Here is a 15,811-nt window from a genome sequence, read left to right on the forward strand (position 1 = left end):
ATATACATACCCCACCCCCGCCCCCCCGCGCCTTTTTTCTCAAACATATAGTCGAACACTTCCCCCCCCGCCCGCGGGGGGGCGGGGGGGGGGGGCGGCGGGGGGCCCCCCCCCCCCGCTTCGGCGCGCCCGACCGGGCCCGCCGGGGACGTGGGGCACGTCGTCCCGGCCGCCTCGGCCGCCACCTGCGCCCGGCCGACTGGGAGCGCTCTCACCGATGCTCCGGGAACCCGCTAGGCTCTGGGGACGAAGCGTCCGCGCGCGAGAGGAGCCCACGGTGCCGGAGCAGACGCCGCGTCCGACGCTGGAGTCGGTCGCCGAACGGGCCGGGGTCTCCCGGGCCACGGCGTCGCGGGTGGTGAACGGCGGCGAGGGAGTCCGCGAGGCCCTGCGGAAGAAGGTCCGGCGGGCCGTCGAGGAGCTCGACTACGTCCCGAACCCGGCCGCCCGGACGCTGGTGACCCGGCACAACCGGGCGATCGCCGTGGTGGTGGCCGAGCCCGGCAGCCGGCTGTTCTCCGACCCCTTCTTCGCCCAGCAACTGCGCGGCATCGGCCGCGAGCTGTCCGCCGCCGACCACCAGATGGTCCTGATGATGGTCGAGGACCAGCACGACTACGAGCGGGTCGGCCGCTACCTGGCCGGGGGCCACGTGGACGGCGCGCTGCTGTTCTCGCTGCACCAGCCGGACCCGCTGCCCGACATGGCGCGCAAGGTCGGGCTGCCCTTCGTGGTGGGCGGCCGACCGGGCTGGGCGGGCGCCGAGTCCGACCGCGACCTGGTCTACGTGGACAGCGACAACCGGGGCGGCGCCCGGCTGGCGGTCGGCCACCTGCGGGCGCTCGGGCGCAGGGCCATCGCCACCGTCACCGGTCCGCTCGACCAGACCTCCTCGCTGGACCGGCTGGACGGCTACCGGGACGTGCTGCCCGACGGCGACCCGGCACTGATCGCCGAGGGCGACTTCACCCCGGACGGCGGCGGCCGCGCGATGGCCGAACTGCTGGCCCGCCGGCCCGACCTGGACGCGGTGTTCGCCGCCTCCGACGCGATGGCCTCGGGCGCGCTGCGGGTCCTGCGGGAGGCGGGCCGCCGGATCCCGGAGGACGTCGCCGTGGTCGGCTTCGACGACGTCGAGTCGATCGCCGCCTGGACGGAGCCGCCGCTGACGACGGTGCGCCAGGACATCGAGGAGATGGGCCGGTTGATGGCCGGCCTGCTGCTGCGCCGCTTGGTCGGTGCCGGGGCGCGCCCCGCGGCGGCGGCCGGCGCCCCGCGGGGTCTGCCGCCCGGTGGCCCCACCTCCGTGATCACCCCGACCCGGCTGATCCTGCGCGCCTCGGCCTGAGCGCCTGAGCGCCTGAGCGGATGACCGGGCCTGAGTGCCTGACCGGGCCTGACCGGGCCTGAGCGCGCCGCCTGCCCGAGCGCCGGGGGCTCCGGACCCGGACGCGCGCCTGGGCCCGTGCGCCCGCTCTCCGCGCCCGGCCCGTACCTGGCGCCCGCCCCCACGCCGCCACGGCGTCCGCCTTCACGCCCTGAACGCCGAGCGCGCGGTGTCCCGGAGATTACGTTCGGGTTTCGACCTCTTGACCGCCGCGCCGCCGCGCGGCACTCTCCTCTCAGCGCCTGAGAGCGCTCTCAAGAGAGCGCTCTCAGAACGGACCGGCCCGCATTCTCGCCTCGTCGCCTTCCCACGCTCGCCCGCGCCCCCCTCGTCCTTGCGTCCTCGTGCCCCGCCGCTCCGCCCGCGCCGCCCGAAACCAACCCCACCCGCCCCGCCAGGGAGTCCTCATGCGCCGCTCCACCGCCGTGCTCGGCAGCACCGCCCTCGCCGCCACCCTCCTGCTCACCGCCTGCGGCAGCTCCGCCGGCTCCTCCGACGCCGCCGACGGCAAGGTGACCGTCACCGTCGACCTCTTCGGCACCTTCGGCTTCAAGGAGAGCGGCCTCTACGAGGAGTACATGAAGCTGCACCCCAACATCACCGTCAAGCAGACCGACACCCAGGACGAGGGCCAGTACTGGCAGGCCCTGCAGACCAAGCTCGCGGGCGGCGGCGGCCTCGCCGACATCCAGGGCCTGGAGGTCGGCCGGGTGGCGAGCGTGCTGCAGAAGCAGGCCGACAAGTTCACCGATCTGAAGACCCTCGGTCTCGGCTCGGTCAACGACGAGCTGGTGCCGTGGAAGGGTGCCGCCGTGAAGACCACCGACGGCAAGGTCCTCGGGGCCGGTACGGACATCGGTCCGGAGGCGATCTGCTTCCGCACCGACCTGTTCAAGGCGGCCGGCCTGCCCACCGACCGCACCGAACTGGCCGCCCGTTGGTCGACCTGGCAGGGTTATCTGGACCTCGGCAAGGAGTACGTCGCCAAGGCCCAGGCCGGCAACGTCTGGACCGACAGCGCGGCCGGCCTCTTCACCGCCGAGGTCGGCCAGCAGAAGGTGCGCTACGCCGACGAGAGCGGCAAGCCCGTCTTCGACAGCAGTCAGGCCGTGAGGACCGCCTGGGCCGACGCGGGCCGGCTGGTCGCGGACGGCCTGTCCGCGAAGCTCCCGCAGTGGACCCCGGAGTGGAACAAGGCCTTCAGTACCGGGAAGTTCGCCACCCTCAGCTGCCCCGCCTGGATGCTCGGCTACATCAAGGGCCAGGCGGGCGAGGCCGGTTCGGGCACCTGGGACGTCGCCGCCGGCCCCGGCCGGACCGGCAACTGGGGCGGCTCCTACCTGGCCGTCCCCAGGACGGCCAAGCACCCGAAGGAGGCCGCCGCGCTGATCGCCTGGCTGACCGCCAAGGAGCAGCAGACCACCCTCTTCACCAAGCAGGGCTCCTTCCCGTCCTCCACCGGCGCACAGGCCGCGATCAAGGACGTGACCGACCCGTACTTCGCCAACGCGCCGATCGGCCGGATCTTCAGCGAGTCGGCGGCCGCGATGCCGGCCCAGGTGCTCGGTGTGGACGACGGCGTGATCGGCAAGGCGTTCACCGACGCCCTCGGCGAGGTCGAGCGGACCGGCACCGCTCCCGACACCGCCTGGAAGCACGCGATGGACAACATCCGCAAGGCCAACGGCAGCTGACGCGAGCTCAGGACCACTCCACGATGGCCATCACCTCCGCCGCCCGCCTGCCCGCGGCCGACCCGGCGAAGCCCGGGACCGGCCGGGCCTGGCGGCTCTCCCCCTACGGCTTCCTCGCCCCGTTCTTCGTCCTCTTCGCCGCCTTCGGGCTGTTCCCCCTGCTCTACACCGCCTATGTCTCGCTCCACCGGGTCGAGTTGCAGACCACCGACCGGATGGACTGGCTGGGCCTGCAGAACTACGGCCGCCTCCTGGCGGACCCGTTCTTCTGGAACGCGCTGCGCAACACCTTCACCATCGGGGTCCTCTCCACCGTTCCCCAGCTGATGATGGCCCTCGGCCTGGCCCACCTGCTCAACTACCGGCTGCGCGGCCGGTCCTTCTACCGGGTCGCGATGCTGCTGCCGTACGCGACCTCGGTGGCCGCCGCCACGCTGGTCTTCGCCCAGCTCTTCGGGCGGGACTACGGCCTGATCAACTGGGCGCTGGGCCGGCTGGGCCTGAGTCCGGTGGACTGGCAGGCCGACACCTGGGCCTCGCAGTTCGGCGTCTCCGCCATCGTCACCTGGCGGTGGACGGGCTACAACGCGCTGATCTACCTCGCCGGCATGCAGGCCATCCCCGGCGAGCTGTACGAGTCGGCGGCGGTGGACGGCGCCTCCCGGTGGCAGCAGTTCCGGCACGTCACCGTCCCGGGCCTGCGCCCCACGATCGTCTTCACCGTCGTGGTCTCCACCATCGGCGCCACCCAGCTGTTCGGCGAACCGCTGCTGTACGAGGGCAACGCCGGCGGCGGGATCTCCCACCAGTACCAGACCCTCGGCCTCTACCTGTACGAGCAGGGCTGGAGCTTCTTCCACCTCGGGCGCGCGGCCGCGGTCGCCTGGGTGATGTTCCTGCTGATCGTCGTCCTCGCCCTGCTGAACGCGGCGATCGCCGCCCGGCGCAACCGTACGGACCGGTGACCCGCATGCGACCGACCCCCCGATCCCCGTTGCACGGCGGCCCGCTCGTCCACGTGGTGCTGATCGCCGCCACCCTGGTGTTCGCGTTCCCGTTCTACTGGACGCTGGTGGCCGCCAGCCGCTCCAACGCCGAACTGAGCTCGGCCTCGCCGGCACTGACTCCCGGCCCCAACCTGCTGCACAACATCGGCGAGGCCCTGGCGCAGGCCGCGATCGGCGACGCGCTGCTGAACTCGCTGATCGTCTCGGCGACCGTCACGGCCGGGGTGGTGCTCTCCTCGACGCTGGCCGGCTTCGCCTTCGCCAAGCTGCGCTTCCGCGGCCGGGGACTGCTGCTGGCGGTCACCGTCGCCACCGTGATGATCCCGCCGCAGCTCGGCGTGATCCCGCTGTTCATGGTGATCGTCCGGCTCGACCTGCAGAACACCCTGCCGTCGGTGATCCTGCCCTCGCTGGTCTCGGCCTTCGGGGTGTTCTTCATGCGGCAGTACCTGATCCAGGCGCTGCCGGACGAACTGATCGAGGCCGGCCGCGTCGACGGCGCCTCGCTGCTGCGGATCTTCCGATCGATCGTGCTGCCGGCCGCCCGTCCGGGGATGGCGGTGCTGGGCATGCTGACCTTCATGGCCACCTGGAACGACTTCTTCTGGCCGGTCGTCGCCCTCAGCTCGCAGAACCCCACCGTGCAGGTCGCGTTGAAGTCCCTGGGGCAGGGGTACGTTCCCGACCAGTCGATCGTCATGGCCGGCACCCTGATCGGCACGCTCCCCGTCCTGCTGGTCTTCGGCGTCCTCGGCCGCCAGATCGTCGGCGGCATCATGCAGGGCGCCGTCAAGGGCTGACCCCCCGACCCACACCTCCGGAAGGCGACATGACCGACCACGCCCGACCCCTCGCGTTCCCCGCCGACTTCCTCTGGGGCGCGGCCACCGCCGCCTACCAGATCGAGGGTGCGGCCGGGGAGGACGGCCGCACCCCGTCCATCTGGGACACCTTCAGCCGGACGCCGGGAAAGGTCCGCAACGGCGACACCGGCGACATCGCGACCGACCACTACCACCGGTTCCGCGAGGACATCGCGCTGATGGCCGAACTCGGCCTGCCCGCCTACCGGTTCTCGATCTCCTGGCCGCGCGTCCAGCCCGGCGGCAGCGGCCCGGTCAACAAGGCCGGGCTCGACTTCTACGACCGGCTGGTCGACGGACTGCTGGAGCACGGCATCACCCCGGTCGCCACGCTCTACCACTGGGACCTGCCGCAGGAGTTGGAGACTCCGGCCGGGGGCGGCTCCGCCGCGGGCGGCGGCTGGACCGACCGGTCGACCGCCCGGCGCTTCGCCGAGTACGCGGCCCTGGTCGCCGGCCGTCTGGGGGACCGCGTCGGCGCCTGGACCACCCTCAACGAGCCGTGGTGCAGCGCCTTCCTCGGCTACGGCAGCGGCGTCCACGCCCCCGGCCGCACCGACCCGGCCGCCGCGCTCACCGCCCACCACCACCTGCTGCTCGCCCACGGCCTCGCCGTCGGCGCGCTGCGGGCCGAACTCCCGGCCGGGGCCCGGATCTCCCTCACCCTCAACCTGGCGGCGGTGCGCCCGCACACCGACGACCCGGCCGACCACGAGGCCGCCCGGAGGATCGACGGCCTGGCCAACCGGATCTTCCTCGACCCGGTGTTCCACGGCCGCTACCCGGCCGACGTGCTCGCCGACACCGCCGGCGTCACCGACTGGTCCTTCGTCCAGGACGGCGACCTCGCCGAGATCGCCCGGCCCGTCGACGCGCTCGGCATCAACTACTACACTCCGACGGTGGTCGCCGCCGACGACCCGGCCGACCCCGCCCCGCGCCAGGACGGCCACGGCGGCGAACGGTCCCCCTGGCCCGCCGACCACGGCATCCGCTTCCTCCCGGCCGACGGCGAGCGCACCGCGATGGGCTGGCCCGTCGACGCCGACGGCCTCTACGAACTGCTCACCCGGCTCCGCGACGACCTGCCCGGCCTGCCCCTGCTGATCACCGAGAACGGCGCCGCCTACGACGACTACAGCGACCCCTCGGGCGCCGTGCGCGACCCCGAGCGGATCGCCTACCTGCGGGCCCATCTCACCGCCGTCCACCGGGCGATCGCCGCCGGCGCCCCCGTGCGCGGCTACTTCCTCTGGTCCCTGCTGGACAACTTCGAGTGGGCGTACGGCTACGGCAAGCGCTTCGGGATCGTCCACGTGGACTTCGCCTCCCAGCGGCGCACGCCCAAGGACAGCGCCCGCTGGTACGCGGAGGTCGTCCGCACCGGCGAACTCCGCCCGGCCGGCCCGCCGTCCTGACCCCGGCCCCTGGCGAAGGTCCCCGGCGGCGGGCGCCGGACGGCCGGGAATGCGATCCCCGGCGGCGGTCGTTGCCGCTGAGGTGACTACTGCTGCGCCTGCGATCCGTCTCTCGGTACTGGACCGTTCCCGGACGAGACAGGGGAAGGAGCCGGCCCAGGCGCTGCGGGACACGGTGGCGTTCGCCCGGCACGCCGAGCGGCTCGGCTACCACCGGTTCTGGGTGTCGGAGCACCACGGCGTCCCCGGCGTGGCCGGGTCGGCACCGACCGTGCTCGCCGCGGCGGTGGCGGCGGTCACGACCGGGATCCGGGTCGGGACGGGCGGCGTGATGCTCCCCAACCACCAGCCGCTGGTGGTGGCCGAGCAGTTCGGGGTGCTCGCCGCGCTCTACCCCGGCCGGATCGACATGGGGCTGGGCCGCTCGGTGGCCTTCACCGACGGCGTCCGGCGGGCACTCGGCCGGGACAAGGACGCTGCGGACCGCTTCGCCGAGCAACTGGCCGAGCTGCTCGGCTACTTCGACGGGTCGGGGCGCACCCGGCAGGACGTCCATGCCCGCCCCGCCGAGGGCCTGGACGTCCCGGCCTTCGTCCTGGCCACCGGCGCGGGCGCCGACATCGCCGCCGACGCCGGGCTCCCGCTGGTCATCGCGGCCGTGCGCGGGGAGGAGCGGATGCTGGCCGCCATCGACCGCTACCGCGCCCGGTTCCGCCCCTCCGCGCAGGCGGCGCGCCCGTACGTCGTGGTCTCCGGCACGGTGGCGGTCGCCGGGACGACCGAGGAGGCCGAGCGGCTCCTGGTCGCCGAGGCCTGGTCGAGCGCCTACGCGCGGACCCACGGCGAGTTCCCGCCGCTCGCCCCCGCCGAGGAGGTGCTGAACCGGCAGATGAGCGCGCGTGAGCGCGCGGCCTACCAGCAGTCGCTGCGCGGGCACATCGCCGGCACCCCGCCGCAGGCCGCCGCCGAGCTCGCCGCGCTGATGGCCCGGACCGGCGCCGACGAGTTCCTCGTCACCACCAACAGCTACGACCGCACGGCGCTGCTCGACTCCTACCGCCTCCTCGCCGAGGCGGTCCGCCCGCTCTGACCGGGGCTGGGCAGGGCGCACCCGCGCCGCCCGGCGCGGGTCAGTGCTGGACGGTGACGGCCTCGACCCCACCGAAGTCGGCCGCGGCCAGGTCCTCGTCACGGATGACGTAGTAGAGCGGGCAGCCGGTGAAGTCCGGGCGGCCCGCGGCGAGCAGGACACGCTCCGGACCGCGGCCGTGCGGCGGCACCACGTACTGGTCCGAATCCCGGTCGGGGCCGAGCAGCACCATGGAGGCCCCGTGCTGCGGCGCGACGTCCAGGGCGGCGGCCGGCAGCGCGGTCAGGAGGTCCACCGCCTCCTCGGGGAGGTCGACGAGCGGGTCGTCGTGGAACCGGACGACCTTCGCCAGCAGGGCCTTGCCGGCGGCGTACAGCGGGGTGGGCGGCCCGGTGAACTCCCACGGCGGGGCGCCCCAGCCGGCCTCGGGGTCGGCGAACGCCGGGTCGGAGGCCACGTCGTAGGGCGCGGTGTCGGCGGCGGTGTGGTCCGGGAAGTGGAGGACGGTCACCGGGTCGCGGCCACCGAAGCCGTCGTGACCGAGGAAGAAGAAGTAGAGCAGACCACGGGACGGCAGCAGGCCGTTGACGTCCGCCGAAGCGACCTCGGTCAGGTCGATCTGCGCGACGAAGCAGTCCGGCACCGCCTCCGGACCGGACCCGGTGCCCGGCCAGACGAAGCCGGGCGGGACGGCCGGCACACCGCCGCACCGGGAGAACGGCTCCGGCCCCCGGTGGTCGGCGGGGCGCGTCCCGAGGGCGATGCCGTGCTCGGCGACCCCCACCAACTCGCCCTCCCAGGGCCCGAGGCCCGCCTCACCGATCAGCTGCCGGAGCGTTCGCTCGTCCTCGGCGGTCACAGGATTGGGGCGCATCATGCCCGCCACTCTAGGACCCCGCACCGACACCGCGGTCGGCGGCTGCCGCCCCGCGCCCGGCCCCGTTGTCGGCGGCGGCCGGTAGGGTCCGCGCAACGGGCGGAACGAGGAGGGACATGGATCGCGCGCGGGTCCTGCTGCTGGACGCGGCTCCCGGCGAGCTGCTCGCCGGGGAGCTGGAGCGGCTGCTCGGCCACGGGCTGGAGGTCACCCTGAACCTGCGGCGGGTGGCCGACCACCCCGGCACGCGGGCCGCCTGGGGCGACCGGGTCGCCTTCGTCGACGTCGACGCCTTCGACGAGTCCGCGCGCATCGTCGGGCTGGGCCGGATCGGCTCGGCGCTCGCCGAACGGGCGAGTGCCCTCGGGATGGCGGTCCGGGGCCTCGCCCGGCACCCGGCCGACGCCCAGGTGCCGACCGCCCACTCCCTGCCCGCACTCGTGGCGACCAGCGACGTCGTCTCGCTGCACCTGCCGCTCACCCCGCAGACCCGGGGGCTGATCGGTCGGACGGAGCTGGCGCTGATGCGGCCCGGGTCGATCCTGCTGAACACCGCCCGGGGCGGCATCGTCGACGAGGCGGCCCTGGCCGAGGCGCTCCGGGACCCCGGGCACCCGCTCGCGGCGGCCGCCGTCGACACCTTCGAGCACGAGCACGCCGCCTTCGCCTCCCCCCTCTTCGGGCTGCCGAACGCCCTGCTCACCCCGCATGCGGCCGGGATGACCAGGGGGGCCATGGCCACCGCGGCCCGCCACTGCGCCGACCACCTCGCCGCCCTGCTCGCCGGGCGGCCGGACGGCATCCCCGTGGTGGCCGGCTGACGTCCGGAGCCACCGCGGACGACTACGGCGTGCGGGAGAACGAGCGGCGGTAGGAGCGTGGTGGCACGCCGCGACGGCGCACGAACTGCGCGCGCAGGACGGCCGCGCTGCCGAAGCCGACCCGGCGGGCGATCTCCTCGACCGGCAGATCCGTGGTCTCCAGGAGCTCCTCGGCGCTGCTCAGCCGCAGGCCGAGCAGCCATGCGTGCGGGGTGGTGCCGGTCGCGGCGGTGAAGCGGCGGGCGAAGGAGCGTCGGCTCATCAGGGAGCGCCGGGCCAGCTCCGCCACGGGCAGTGGCCGGTCGAGATGCGTGCGGGCCCAGGCGAGGACGTCGGCGAGGCGCTCGTCCTGGCAGTCCTCGGGGACGGGAGTGGCCAGGTACTGCGCCTGGCCGCCGTCGCGGTGGGACGGCAGCACCAGGTCACGGGCGATGGCGTTGGCCGTCGCGGCGCCGTGCTCCCGGCGCAGGAGGTGGAGGCAGAGGTCGAAGCCGGCGGCGGCACCGGCGCCGGTGGCGATCCGGCCCTCGTCGATGTAGAGCGCGTCGGCCTCGACGGCGATCTCCGGATGGCGCTCGGCCAGCAGGGCGGCGAAACGCCAGTGCGTGGTGGCCCGTCGCCCGTCGAGCAGCCCGGCCGCGGCGAGCGCGAAGGCCCCGACGCAGTGCCCGGCGACCAGCGCTCCGCGCTCGTGGGCGGCGGTCAGCGCGTCGAGCACGGCGGGCCCGGGCGGGGTGCGGAAGTCCGCCCAGGGCAGGGCGATGACGAGGTCCGCCGCGGCCAGCCGGTCCAGGCCGTGCTCGACCACCAGGGGCAGCCCGGTGTCGGTGCGGACCTGCCCCGGCCGGTCGGTGCAGAGGGCGAAGTCGAACCGGGGCAGCCCCTGGCCGCGTGCGTCGAAGACCTCGGAGACGATGCCGGCGCCGAGCATGCCGACGCCGGGCGGGGCGTAGGCGGCGATCGTGGTGAAGGGCTGCACCGGAGGAGTGTGGCACGAATCCTGCGATCGGTGGCAGCACGGCCACTCGTTGCGGTGCGGGCCGCCCGCGAGACTGAGGGCATGACGACAGACGCACCGCTCGGCCGCAGCGCCCGCTACTCGATCCTGACCACCGGTTACACCCTCTCCACCGGCCCCGGGGTCGCCGCCACCGTCTCCTACCTCGGCGACGGGGACCGCCATGTGATCGTCGACCCGGGGATGGTGGCCGGCCGCGACCGGATCCTCGGCCCGCTCGCCGAGCTGGGTCTCGGCCCCGACGACATCACCGACGTGGTGCTCAGCCACCACCACCCGGACAACACCATGAACGTCGGCCTGTTCGGCGAGGCCCGGGTCCACGACCACAAGGCGATCTACCGGCACGACCAGTGGACCGACCGCGACGCGGAGGGCTACGAGCTCACCCCGTCGCTGCGGCTGATCCGCACACCGGGGCACAGCCGAGAGGACATCACGCTGCTGGCCGGCACCGACACCGGCGTCGTCGCGTTCGTGGGCGACCTGTGGTGGCGGCCGAACGGTCCGGTCGACGACCCGGTGGCCCCGGACCACGACGTCCTGCGGGCCTCCCGGCTCCGGGTGCTGGCCGCCGCGGACCTGATCGTGCCCGGCCACGGCCCCGCGTTCCCGGCCGACGACACCGCGCCCCGCTAGACCCCCGGCCGGGACCCGGACCGGGACCCGTGAGCCCGGCGTGCGCCGGGGTCGGCCCCGGCTCTGCCCCGCCCGGCGGGGTGGCCGACAATGGCAGCGTGAACGACATGGACTACCAGCTGCTCCTGCAGGAGGCGATGGGGGCGGCCCGGCGGGCGCCCGAACGGGGGCGGGTCGCCGACTACATCCCCGCCCTCGCCCAGGCCGACCCGACGGCCTTCGGGATGGCGATCGCCACCGTGGACGGTGCGGTGTACGGCGCCGGGCACTGGCAGCACCCGTTCTCGATCCAGTCGGTGTCGAAACTGTTCACCCTGGCACTGGCGCTGGCGGACGGCGGCGACGAGCTCTGGCGGGGCCTCGGCCGCGAACCGTCCGGCAACCCGTTCAACTCGCTGGTCCAGCTGGAGTCCGAGCACGGCATCCCGCGCAACCCCTTCATCAACGCCGGAGCACTGGTCGTCACCGACCGGCTGCTCAAGCTGACCGGCGACGCCGTCGGCGCGGTCCGGGACTTCCTGCGCGCGGAGTCCGGCAACCCGGCCGTCGCGGTGGACGACTCGGTGGCCTCCTCCGAGGCGCAGCACGGCCACCGCAACGCCGCGATGGCGCACTTCATGGCCAGCTACGGCAACCTGCGCAACCCGGTCGACAGCGTGCTCGCGCACTACTACGCGCACTGCGCGATAGAGGCGAGCTGCCGCGACCTCGCCCTCGCCGGGCTCTTCCTCGCCCGGCACGGCACCCGCGCCGACGGCTCGCGGCTGCTGTCGCGCAGCGAGGCCAAGCGGATCAACGCGGTGCTGCTCACCTGCGGCACGTACGACGCGGCGGGGGAGTTCGCCTACCGGGTGGGGCTGCCGGGCAAGAGCGGGGTCGGCGGGGGAGTGCTGGCGGTGCTGCCGGGCCGGGGCACGGTCTGCGTCTGGAGCCCGGGCCTGGACGCGGCCGGGAACTCGGTGCTGGGGGTGGCGGCCCTGGACGCGCTGACGACGGCCACCGGCTGGTCGGTCTTCTGAGGCTCGCCCGGCCGCCGGTGACGCCCGGCCGCCGGTGACGCCCGGCCACCGGCGGCCCGGGGCGCCGGATCCGGCCGCGTCGACGGCCGAACCGGTCGTCGGCCCCCGGAGACGGCCGGTCCTGTGGTCTGATCGACGGGTACCGCCGACGGGGGAGCGGGAGGTCGCTCCGCCCGCCCTGCAGGGAGGACCACCCCAGCATGACGCCGCGCACCACCTCGCCCGCCCCGCCGCCCGCGAACGCCGGGCCCGCTGACGCCCCGGCGGGCCCCGGCCGCTCGCCCGTCCCGCCGTGGGACGAGGTGGTCGCCCTGGCCAGCGACCTCATCAGGTTCGACACGACCAACGCCGCGGACGCGGGCGGTGTGGGCACCGAACGCCCGGCCGCCGAGTACGTGGCCGCCAAACTGGCCGAGGTCGGCTACGAGTTCACCTATGTGGAGGCCGGCGCGCCGGGCCGCGGCAACGTCGTCGCCCGGCTGCCCGGGGCCGACCCGGCGCGCGGCGCCCTGCTGATCCACGGTCACCTCGACGTCGTCCCGGCGGATCCGGCCGAATGGAGCGTGCACCCCTTCTCCGGGGAGGTCGCCGACGGCTATCTGTGGGGCCGGGGCGCGGTGGACATGAAGGGCATGGTGGCCATGATGCTCGCCGTGGCCCGCAGTTACCGGCGCGACGGCGTCCTGCCGCCGCGCGACCTGGTCTTCGCCTTCGTCTCGGACGAGGAGGCGGGCGGCTTCCAGGGCGCGCGCTGGCTCGTCGACCACCGGCCGGACCTCTTCGAGGGCGTGACCGAGGCGGTCGGCGAGGTCGGCGGCTTCTCGGTCAGCTTCGGCGACTCCACCCGGGCCTATCTGATCGGGACGGCGGAGAAGGGCGCGGTCTGGCTGCGGCTCAGGGCGCAGGGCACCGCCGGCCACGCCTCGCTGCTGCACGACGACAACCCGGTCGCCAAGCTCGCCGCGGCCGTCACCCGGCTGGAGACGCACCGCTTCCCCCTGGTCCTCACCCCCGCGGTGCGCGAACTGCTGGAAGGGGTCGCGGACATCACCGGGGTGCCGTTCGACGAGAACGACCCCGAGGCGGCGCTCGCCCGGTTCGGGCACGCGTCCCGGCTGATCGGGGCCAGTCTGCGCGACACCGCCAACACCACCCGCTTCGACGCCGGGTACAAGGCCAACGTGGTGCCGTCCACCGCCCGCGCGGAGGTCGACGCGCGGGTGCTCCCGGGCCGCGAGGAGGCGTTCCGGGCCGAGGTCGCCGCGCTCCTGGGGCCCGGCATCGAGCAGGAGTGGAACAGCCTGCCGGCCGTCGAGACCGCCTTCGAGGGCCGGCTGGTCGACGCCATGACGCTGTCGCTCGCCGCCGAGGACCCGGGGGCCCGGGTGCTGCCCTACATGCTGTCCGCCGCCACCGACGCCAAGTCGTTCCAGCGCCTGGGCATCCGCACCTTCGGCTTCGCCCCGCTGCGCCTGCCCGCGGGGCTCGACTTCGCCGCCCTGTTCCACGGCGTCGACGAACGGGTCCCCGTCGAGGCGCTGGAGTTCGGCACCCGCGTCCTGGACCGCTTCCTGCGCCACTGCTGACACCGGTGCGACGCGCCGCCACGTGAACGTCGGCGCGGACCTCGCAGCGCCTCCCCGCCGGGCGGGCTCAGGCGACGGTCTCGGCGACGGCCCGGGCGAAGGCGCGTACCGGGGCGCTCTCGCGCCCGCCGTGCCAGACCAGGCCGAGCGCCGACTGCGGCAGGCCGGTGACCGGGAGGTAGGTGACGTCCTCGCGGCGGTGGTACTCGCTGGTGGGCCCGCACAGCAGCATCGCGCCCAGGCCGCCCGCCGCCAGCGAGAGCCCCTCCTGCAGGGTGCGGACCGCCGGGCCGGGCGGGACGGGCCGGCCGCCGGGGGTGTGGGTCGGGGCGTGGGCCGTGCGCCAGTAGTCGGGCGCGGGCCGCGCGACGCGGATGAGCTCGGTGCCGGCCAGGTCCTCGGCGTTCACCCCCGCCGCGCCCGACCAGGGGTGGTGCCGGGCCAGCGCCAGGTACTGCGGCTGCCGGGAGAAGACCGGGCCCAGCCGCAGGTCGTCCTCGGCGACCGGCAGCAGGACGGCGGCCGTGTCCACCTCGCCCCGGCGTACCGCGCCGAACGGGTCGGACAGCGGGATCTCGGTGATCTCCACCGCGCAGCCGGGCAGTTGCCTGCGGAAGGCCGCGACGGCGGCCATGAAGGCGGCGCCGGTGCTGCCCTGGAAGCCGATCCGCAGCCGGCCCCGCCGGCCGAGGGCGGCGGCCCTGGCCCCGTCCACCGCGGCCCGCAGCGCCGCGTGGGCGGGGCCCAGCTCTGCCAGGAACTCCCGGCCGGCGGGGGTGAGTTGCACCCGACGGCTGGTGCGCTCCAGCAGCCGCGCGCCGATCCGGTGCTCCAGCGAGCGGATGAGCTGGCTGACCCGGCTCTGGGAAACGAACAGCCGCTCCCCGGCCCGGCCGAAGTGCAGCTCCTCGCAGACGGCCAGGAAGCACTCCAGCTCTCGCAGGTCCAGACCGCTCATGGCGGGCCCCCTCGGCGTGGCGGCCCTCGGACGGGCACCTGTCGTGCCCGCGCGCGGCGGGCGGCCCGATCGACGAGCCCACCTCATGCAAGGGTGAGCGATCCGTCCTTGTTCCCCCTGCGCCGCGGGCGTTGGCTGGGCGCATGGCAGAACTCCGATCCCGACCCGCCGTGACCGCGCCCGACCCGGCCCCGGCCGTGTCCCCGGCCACACCCGCCCCGCCGGCAGTCGAGGCCCCGTCGGGCGGGTGGCCGGCCGTGCTCGCGGTGGCGGCCGCCACCTTCACCGTCGTCACCTCGGAGATGCTGCCGGTCGGGCTGCTCACCCCGATCGGCGACGCCCTGCACGTCACCGAGGGGACCGCCGGGCTGACCCTGACGGTGACCGGCCTGGTCGCCGCCGTCTCGGCGCCGCCGCTCACCGCGGCGCTGGGACGGCTGGACCGGCGCCGGGCGCTCTGCGTTCTGCTGGCGGTGCTGGGCGCGGCCGATGTGCTGTCGGCGGCGGCACCCGGGTTCGCGGTGCTGGTGGTGGCCCGCGTGCTGGTCGGCCTGGCCATGGGCGGTGTCTGGTCGCTCGCGGCCGGCGTGGCGGTGCGGCTCGTCCCGGCGCGCTCGGCCGGCCCGGCGACCGCGACGGTCTTCAGCGGCATCGCGGTGGCTTCGGTCCTGGGTGTGCCGGCCGGCGCCCTGCTCGGCGAACTGGCCGGCTGGCGGGTGGCGTTCGCGGCCCTCGGGGGCCTGGCGCTGCTGGTGGCCGGGGCGCTGGCCCTGCTGATGCCCCCGCTGCCCGCCGAGCAGGTCCTGCGGTTGGGCGGGGTGCTGCGGCTGGCGGGCATCCCCGCGGTGCGCACCGGGCTGCTCGTGGTCGCGCTGTTGGTGAGCGGGCACTTCGCCGCGTACACCTATGTGCGCCCGGTGCTGGAGGAGGTGTCGGGGGCGTCGGCGGGGCAGGTCGGCGCGCTGCTGCTGGTCTACGGGGTCGGCGGGGTGGTGGGCAACTTCGCGGCCGGCGCCGCCGTGGGGCGGGGGGTGCGCGGGGCGGTGGTGACGATCGGCGCGCTGCTCGCGGCGGCGGTGGTGGCCGTGCCCGTGCTGGGCACCCGGCTGCCCGGGGCGGCCGCTCTCGTCGTGCTCTGGGGTGTGGCCTACGGCGGTGTCTCGGTCTGCGCGCAGACCTGGCTGACCCGGGCCGCTCCGCAGGCCCGGGAGGGCGCGGCCTCGCTGTTCGTCGCGGTGTTCAACGCGGCGATCGCGCTGGGCGCCCTGGCCGGTGGGCGGATCGTGGACGGCCTCGGACCGGCCGCGGTGATGTGGCTGGGCGGCGCCCTGGCGACGGCGGCGCCGCTGGTCGCGGCACTGGGAGCGGCTCCGGCGGGTCCTGCCGGCCGAGCCTGACCGTGGGGTCGGAGCCGGCCCGCCCCGAGACCGAGCG

Annotated in this window: 14 protein-coding genes; 11 read left to right on the forward strand and 3 right to left on the reverse strand. The window is 75.1% G+C overall.

The window, feature by feature from the left end:
* The first annotated feature begins 277 nt into the window (after window positions 1-277).
* The 6 genes from ACFVYI_RS19760 to ACFVYI_RS19785 all read left to right on the forward strand — a co-directional run bounded on the left by ACFVYI_RS19760 (window position 278) and on the right by ACFVYI_RS19785 (window position 7,459).
* Window positions 278-1,348, forward strand: coding sequence for a LacI family DNA-binding transcriptional regulator (locus ACFVYI_RS19760; RefSeq protein ID WP_387887158.1), 1,071 nt, complete (start codon window positions 278-280; stop codon window positions 1,346-1,348).
* Between the two features lie 446 nt (window positions 1,349-1,794).
* Window positions 1,795-3,081 carry an extracellular solute-binding protein gene (locus tag ACFVYI_RS19765; protein ID WP_387887159.1) on the forward strand — a complete coding sequence of 429 codons (1,287 nt, stop codon included), beginning with the start codon at window positions 1,795-1,797 and terminating at the stop codon, window positions 3,079-3,081.
* Between the two features lie 23 nt (window positions 3,082-3,104).
* Window positions 3,105-4,046, forward strand: coding sequence for a carbohydrate ABC transporter permease (locus ACFVYI_RS19770; RefSeq protein WP_387887162.1), 942 nt, complete (start codon window positions 3,105-3,107; stop codon window positions 4,044-4,046).
* A 5-nt stretch (window positions 4,047-4,051) separates the two neighbouring features.
* The gene (locus ACFVYI_RS19775; RefSeq protein WP_387887164.1) at window positions 4,052-4,888 is read left to right on the forward strand and encodes a carbohydrate ABC transporter permease; all 837 of its coding nucleotides are present in this window, start codon (window positions 4,052-4,054) and stop codon (window positions 4,886-4,888) included.
* Between the two features lie 29 nt (window positions 4,889-4,917).
* Window positions 4,918-6,369 (forward strand): GH1 family beta-glucosidase, encoded by a 1,452-nt coding sequence (locus ACFVYI_RS19780; protein ID WP_387887166.1) that lies wholly within the window; start codon window positions 4,918-4,920, stop codon window positions 6,367-6,369.
* A gap of 82 nt (window positions 6,370-6,451) precedes the next feature.
* Window positions 6,452-7,459 (forward strand): MsnO8 family LLM class oxidoreductase, encoded by a 1,008-nt coding sequence (locus ACFVYI_RS19785; protein ID WP_387887169.1) that lies wholly within the window; start codon window positions 6,452-6,454, stop codon window positions 7,457-7,459.
* Between the two features lie 40 nt (window positions 7,460-7,499).
* Here the strand turns inward: ACFVYI_RS19785 and ACFVYI_RS19790 are convergent, their stop codons facing one another.
* Entirely contained in the window at window positions 7,500-8,336 is an 837-nt protein-coding gene (locus ACFVYI_RS19790) for a DUF1963 domain-containing protein (protein ID WP_387887172.1), read from the reverse strand.
* A gap of 116 nt (window positions 8,337-8,452) precedes the next feature.
* Between ACFVYI_RS19790 and ACFVYI_RS19795 the strand changes: the two genes are divergently transcribed.
* A complete protein-coding gene (locus tag ACFVYI_RS19795; RefSeq protein ID WP_387887174.1) occupies window positions 8,453-9,157 on the forward strand; it encodes an NAD(P)-dependent oxidoreductase in 705 nt (234 codons plus the stop codon).
* 22 nt (window positions 9,158-9,179) lie between these two features.
* Here the strand turns inward: ACFVYI_RS19795 and ACFVYI_RS19800 are convergent, their stop codons facing one another.
* Complete coding sequence (locus ACFVYI_RS19800; protein WP_387887294.1) at window positions 9,180-10,088, reverse strand: GlxA family transcriptional regulator; 909 nt, start codon at window positions 10,086-10,088, stop codon at window positions 9,180-9,182.
* A 129-nt stretch (window positions 10,089-10,217) separates the two neighbouring features.
* On the opposite strand from ACFVYI_RS19800, the gene ACFVYI_RS19805 reads away from it, so the two are divergent.
* The 3 genes from ACFVYI_RS19805 (at window position 10,218) to ACFVYI_RS19815 (ending at window position 13,419) form a co-directional block, all read left to right on the forward strand.
* Entirely contained in the window at window positions 10,218-10,814 is a 597-nt protein-coding gene (locus ACFVYI_RS19805; RefSeq protein ID WP_387887175.1) for an MBL fold metallo-hydrolase, read from the forward strand.
* 107 nt (window positions 10,815-10,921) lie between these two features.
* Complete coding sequence (locus ACFVYI_RS19810) at window positions 10,922-11,833, forward strand: glutaminase (protein ID WP_387887297.1); 912 nt, start codon at window positions 10,922-10,924, stop codon at window positions 11,831-11,833.
* A 200-nt stretch (window positions 11,834-12,033) separates the two neighbouring features.
* A complete protein-coding gene (locus ACFVYI_RS19815; protein WP_387887177.1) occupies window positions 12,034-13,419 on the forward strand; it encodes a M20/M25/M40 family metallo-hydrolase in 1,386 nt (461 codons plus the stop codon).
* A gap of 67 nt (window positions 13,420-13,486) precedes the next feature.
* On the opposite strand, the gene ACFVYI_RS19820 is transcribed toward ACFVYI_RS19815, so the two are convergent.
* Window positions 13,487-14,377, reverse strand: a complete 891-nt coding sequence (locus ACFVYI_RS19820) for a LysR family transcriptional regulator (RefSeq protein WP_387887180.1) — start codon at window positions 14,375-14,377, stop codon at window positions 13,487-13,489.
* A gap of 143 nt (window positions 14,378-14,520) precedes the next feature.
* Between ACFVYI_RS19820 and ACFVYI_RS19825 the strand changes: the two genes are divergently transcribed.
* Window positions 14,521-15,774 carry an MFS transporter gene (locus ACFVYI_RS19825; protein WP_387887182.1) on the forward strand — a complete coding sequence of 418 codons (1,254 nt, stop codon included), beginning with the start codon at window positions 14,521-14,523 and terminating at the stop codon, window positions 15,772-15,774.
* The last annotated feature ends 37 nt before the right edge of the window (window positions 15,775-15,811 follow it).

It is taken from the genome of Kitasatospora sp. NPDC058218 (assembly GCF_042882445.1).
Lineage (GTDB): Bacteria > Actinomycetota > Actinomycetes > Streptomycetales > Streptomycetaceae > Kitasatospora.

Excerpts from the sequence above, each read along its gene's own strand:
- ACFVYI_RS19770 (WP_387887162.1), top strand. The coding sequence starts at position 3,105 with ATGGCCATCACCTCCGCCGCCCGCCTGCCCGCGGCCGACCCGGCGAAG.
- ACFVYI_RS19780 (WP_387887166.1), top strand. The coding sequence starts at position 4,918 with ATGACCGACCACGCCCGACCCCTCGCGTTCCCCGCCGACTTCCTCTGG.
- ACFVYI_RS19820 (WP_387887180.1), bottom strand. The coding sequence starts at position 14,377 with ATGAGCGGTCTGGACCTGCGAGAGCTGGAGTGCTTCCTGGCCGTCTGC.
- ACFVYI_RS19810 (WP_387887297.1), top strand. The coding sequence starts at position 10,922 with ATGGACTACCAGCTGCTCCTGCAGGAGGCGATGGGGGCGGCCCGGCGG.
- ACFVYI_RS19775 (WP_387887164.1), top strand. The coding sequence starts at position 4,052 with ATGCGACCGACCCCCCGATCCCCGTTGCACGGCGGCCCGCTCGTCCAC.
- ACFVYI_RS19790 (WP_387887172.1), bottom strand. The coding sequence starts at position 8,336 with ATGATGCGCCCCAATCCTGTGACCGCCGAGGACGAGCGAACGCTCCGG.
- ACFVYI_RS19815 (WP_387887177.1), top strand. The coding sequence starts at position 12,034 with ATGACGCCGCGCACCACCTCGCCCGCCCCGCCGCCCGCGAACGCCGGG.
- ACFVYI_RS19800 (WP_387887294.1), bottom strand. The coding sequence starts at position 10,088 with ATGCTCGGCGCCGGCATCGTCTCCGAGGTCTTCGACGCACGCGGCCAG.
- ACFVYI_RS19825 (WP_387887182.1), top strand. The coding sequence starts at position 14,521 with ATGGCAGAACTCCGATCCCGACCCGCCGTGACCGCGCCCGACCCGGCC.
- ACFVYI_RS19765 (WP_387887159.1), top strand. The coding sequence starts at position 1,795 with ATGCGCCGCTCCACCGCCGTGCTCGGCAGCACCGCCCTCGCCGCCACC.
- ACFVYI_RS19805 (WP_387887175.1), top strand. The coding sequence starts at position 10,218 with ATGACGACAGACGCACCGCTCGGCCGCAGCGCCCGCTACTCGATCCTG.
- ACFVYI_RS19795 (WP_387887174.1), top strand. The coding sequence starts at position 8,453 with ATGGATCGCGCGCGGGTCCTGCTGCTGGACGCGGCTCCCGGCGAGCTG.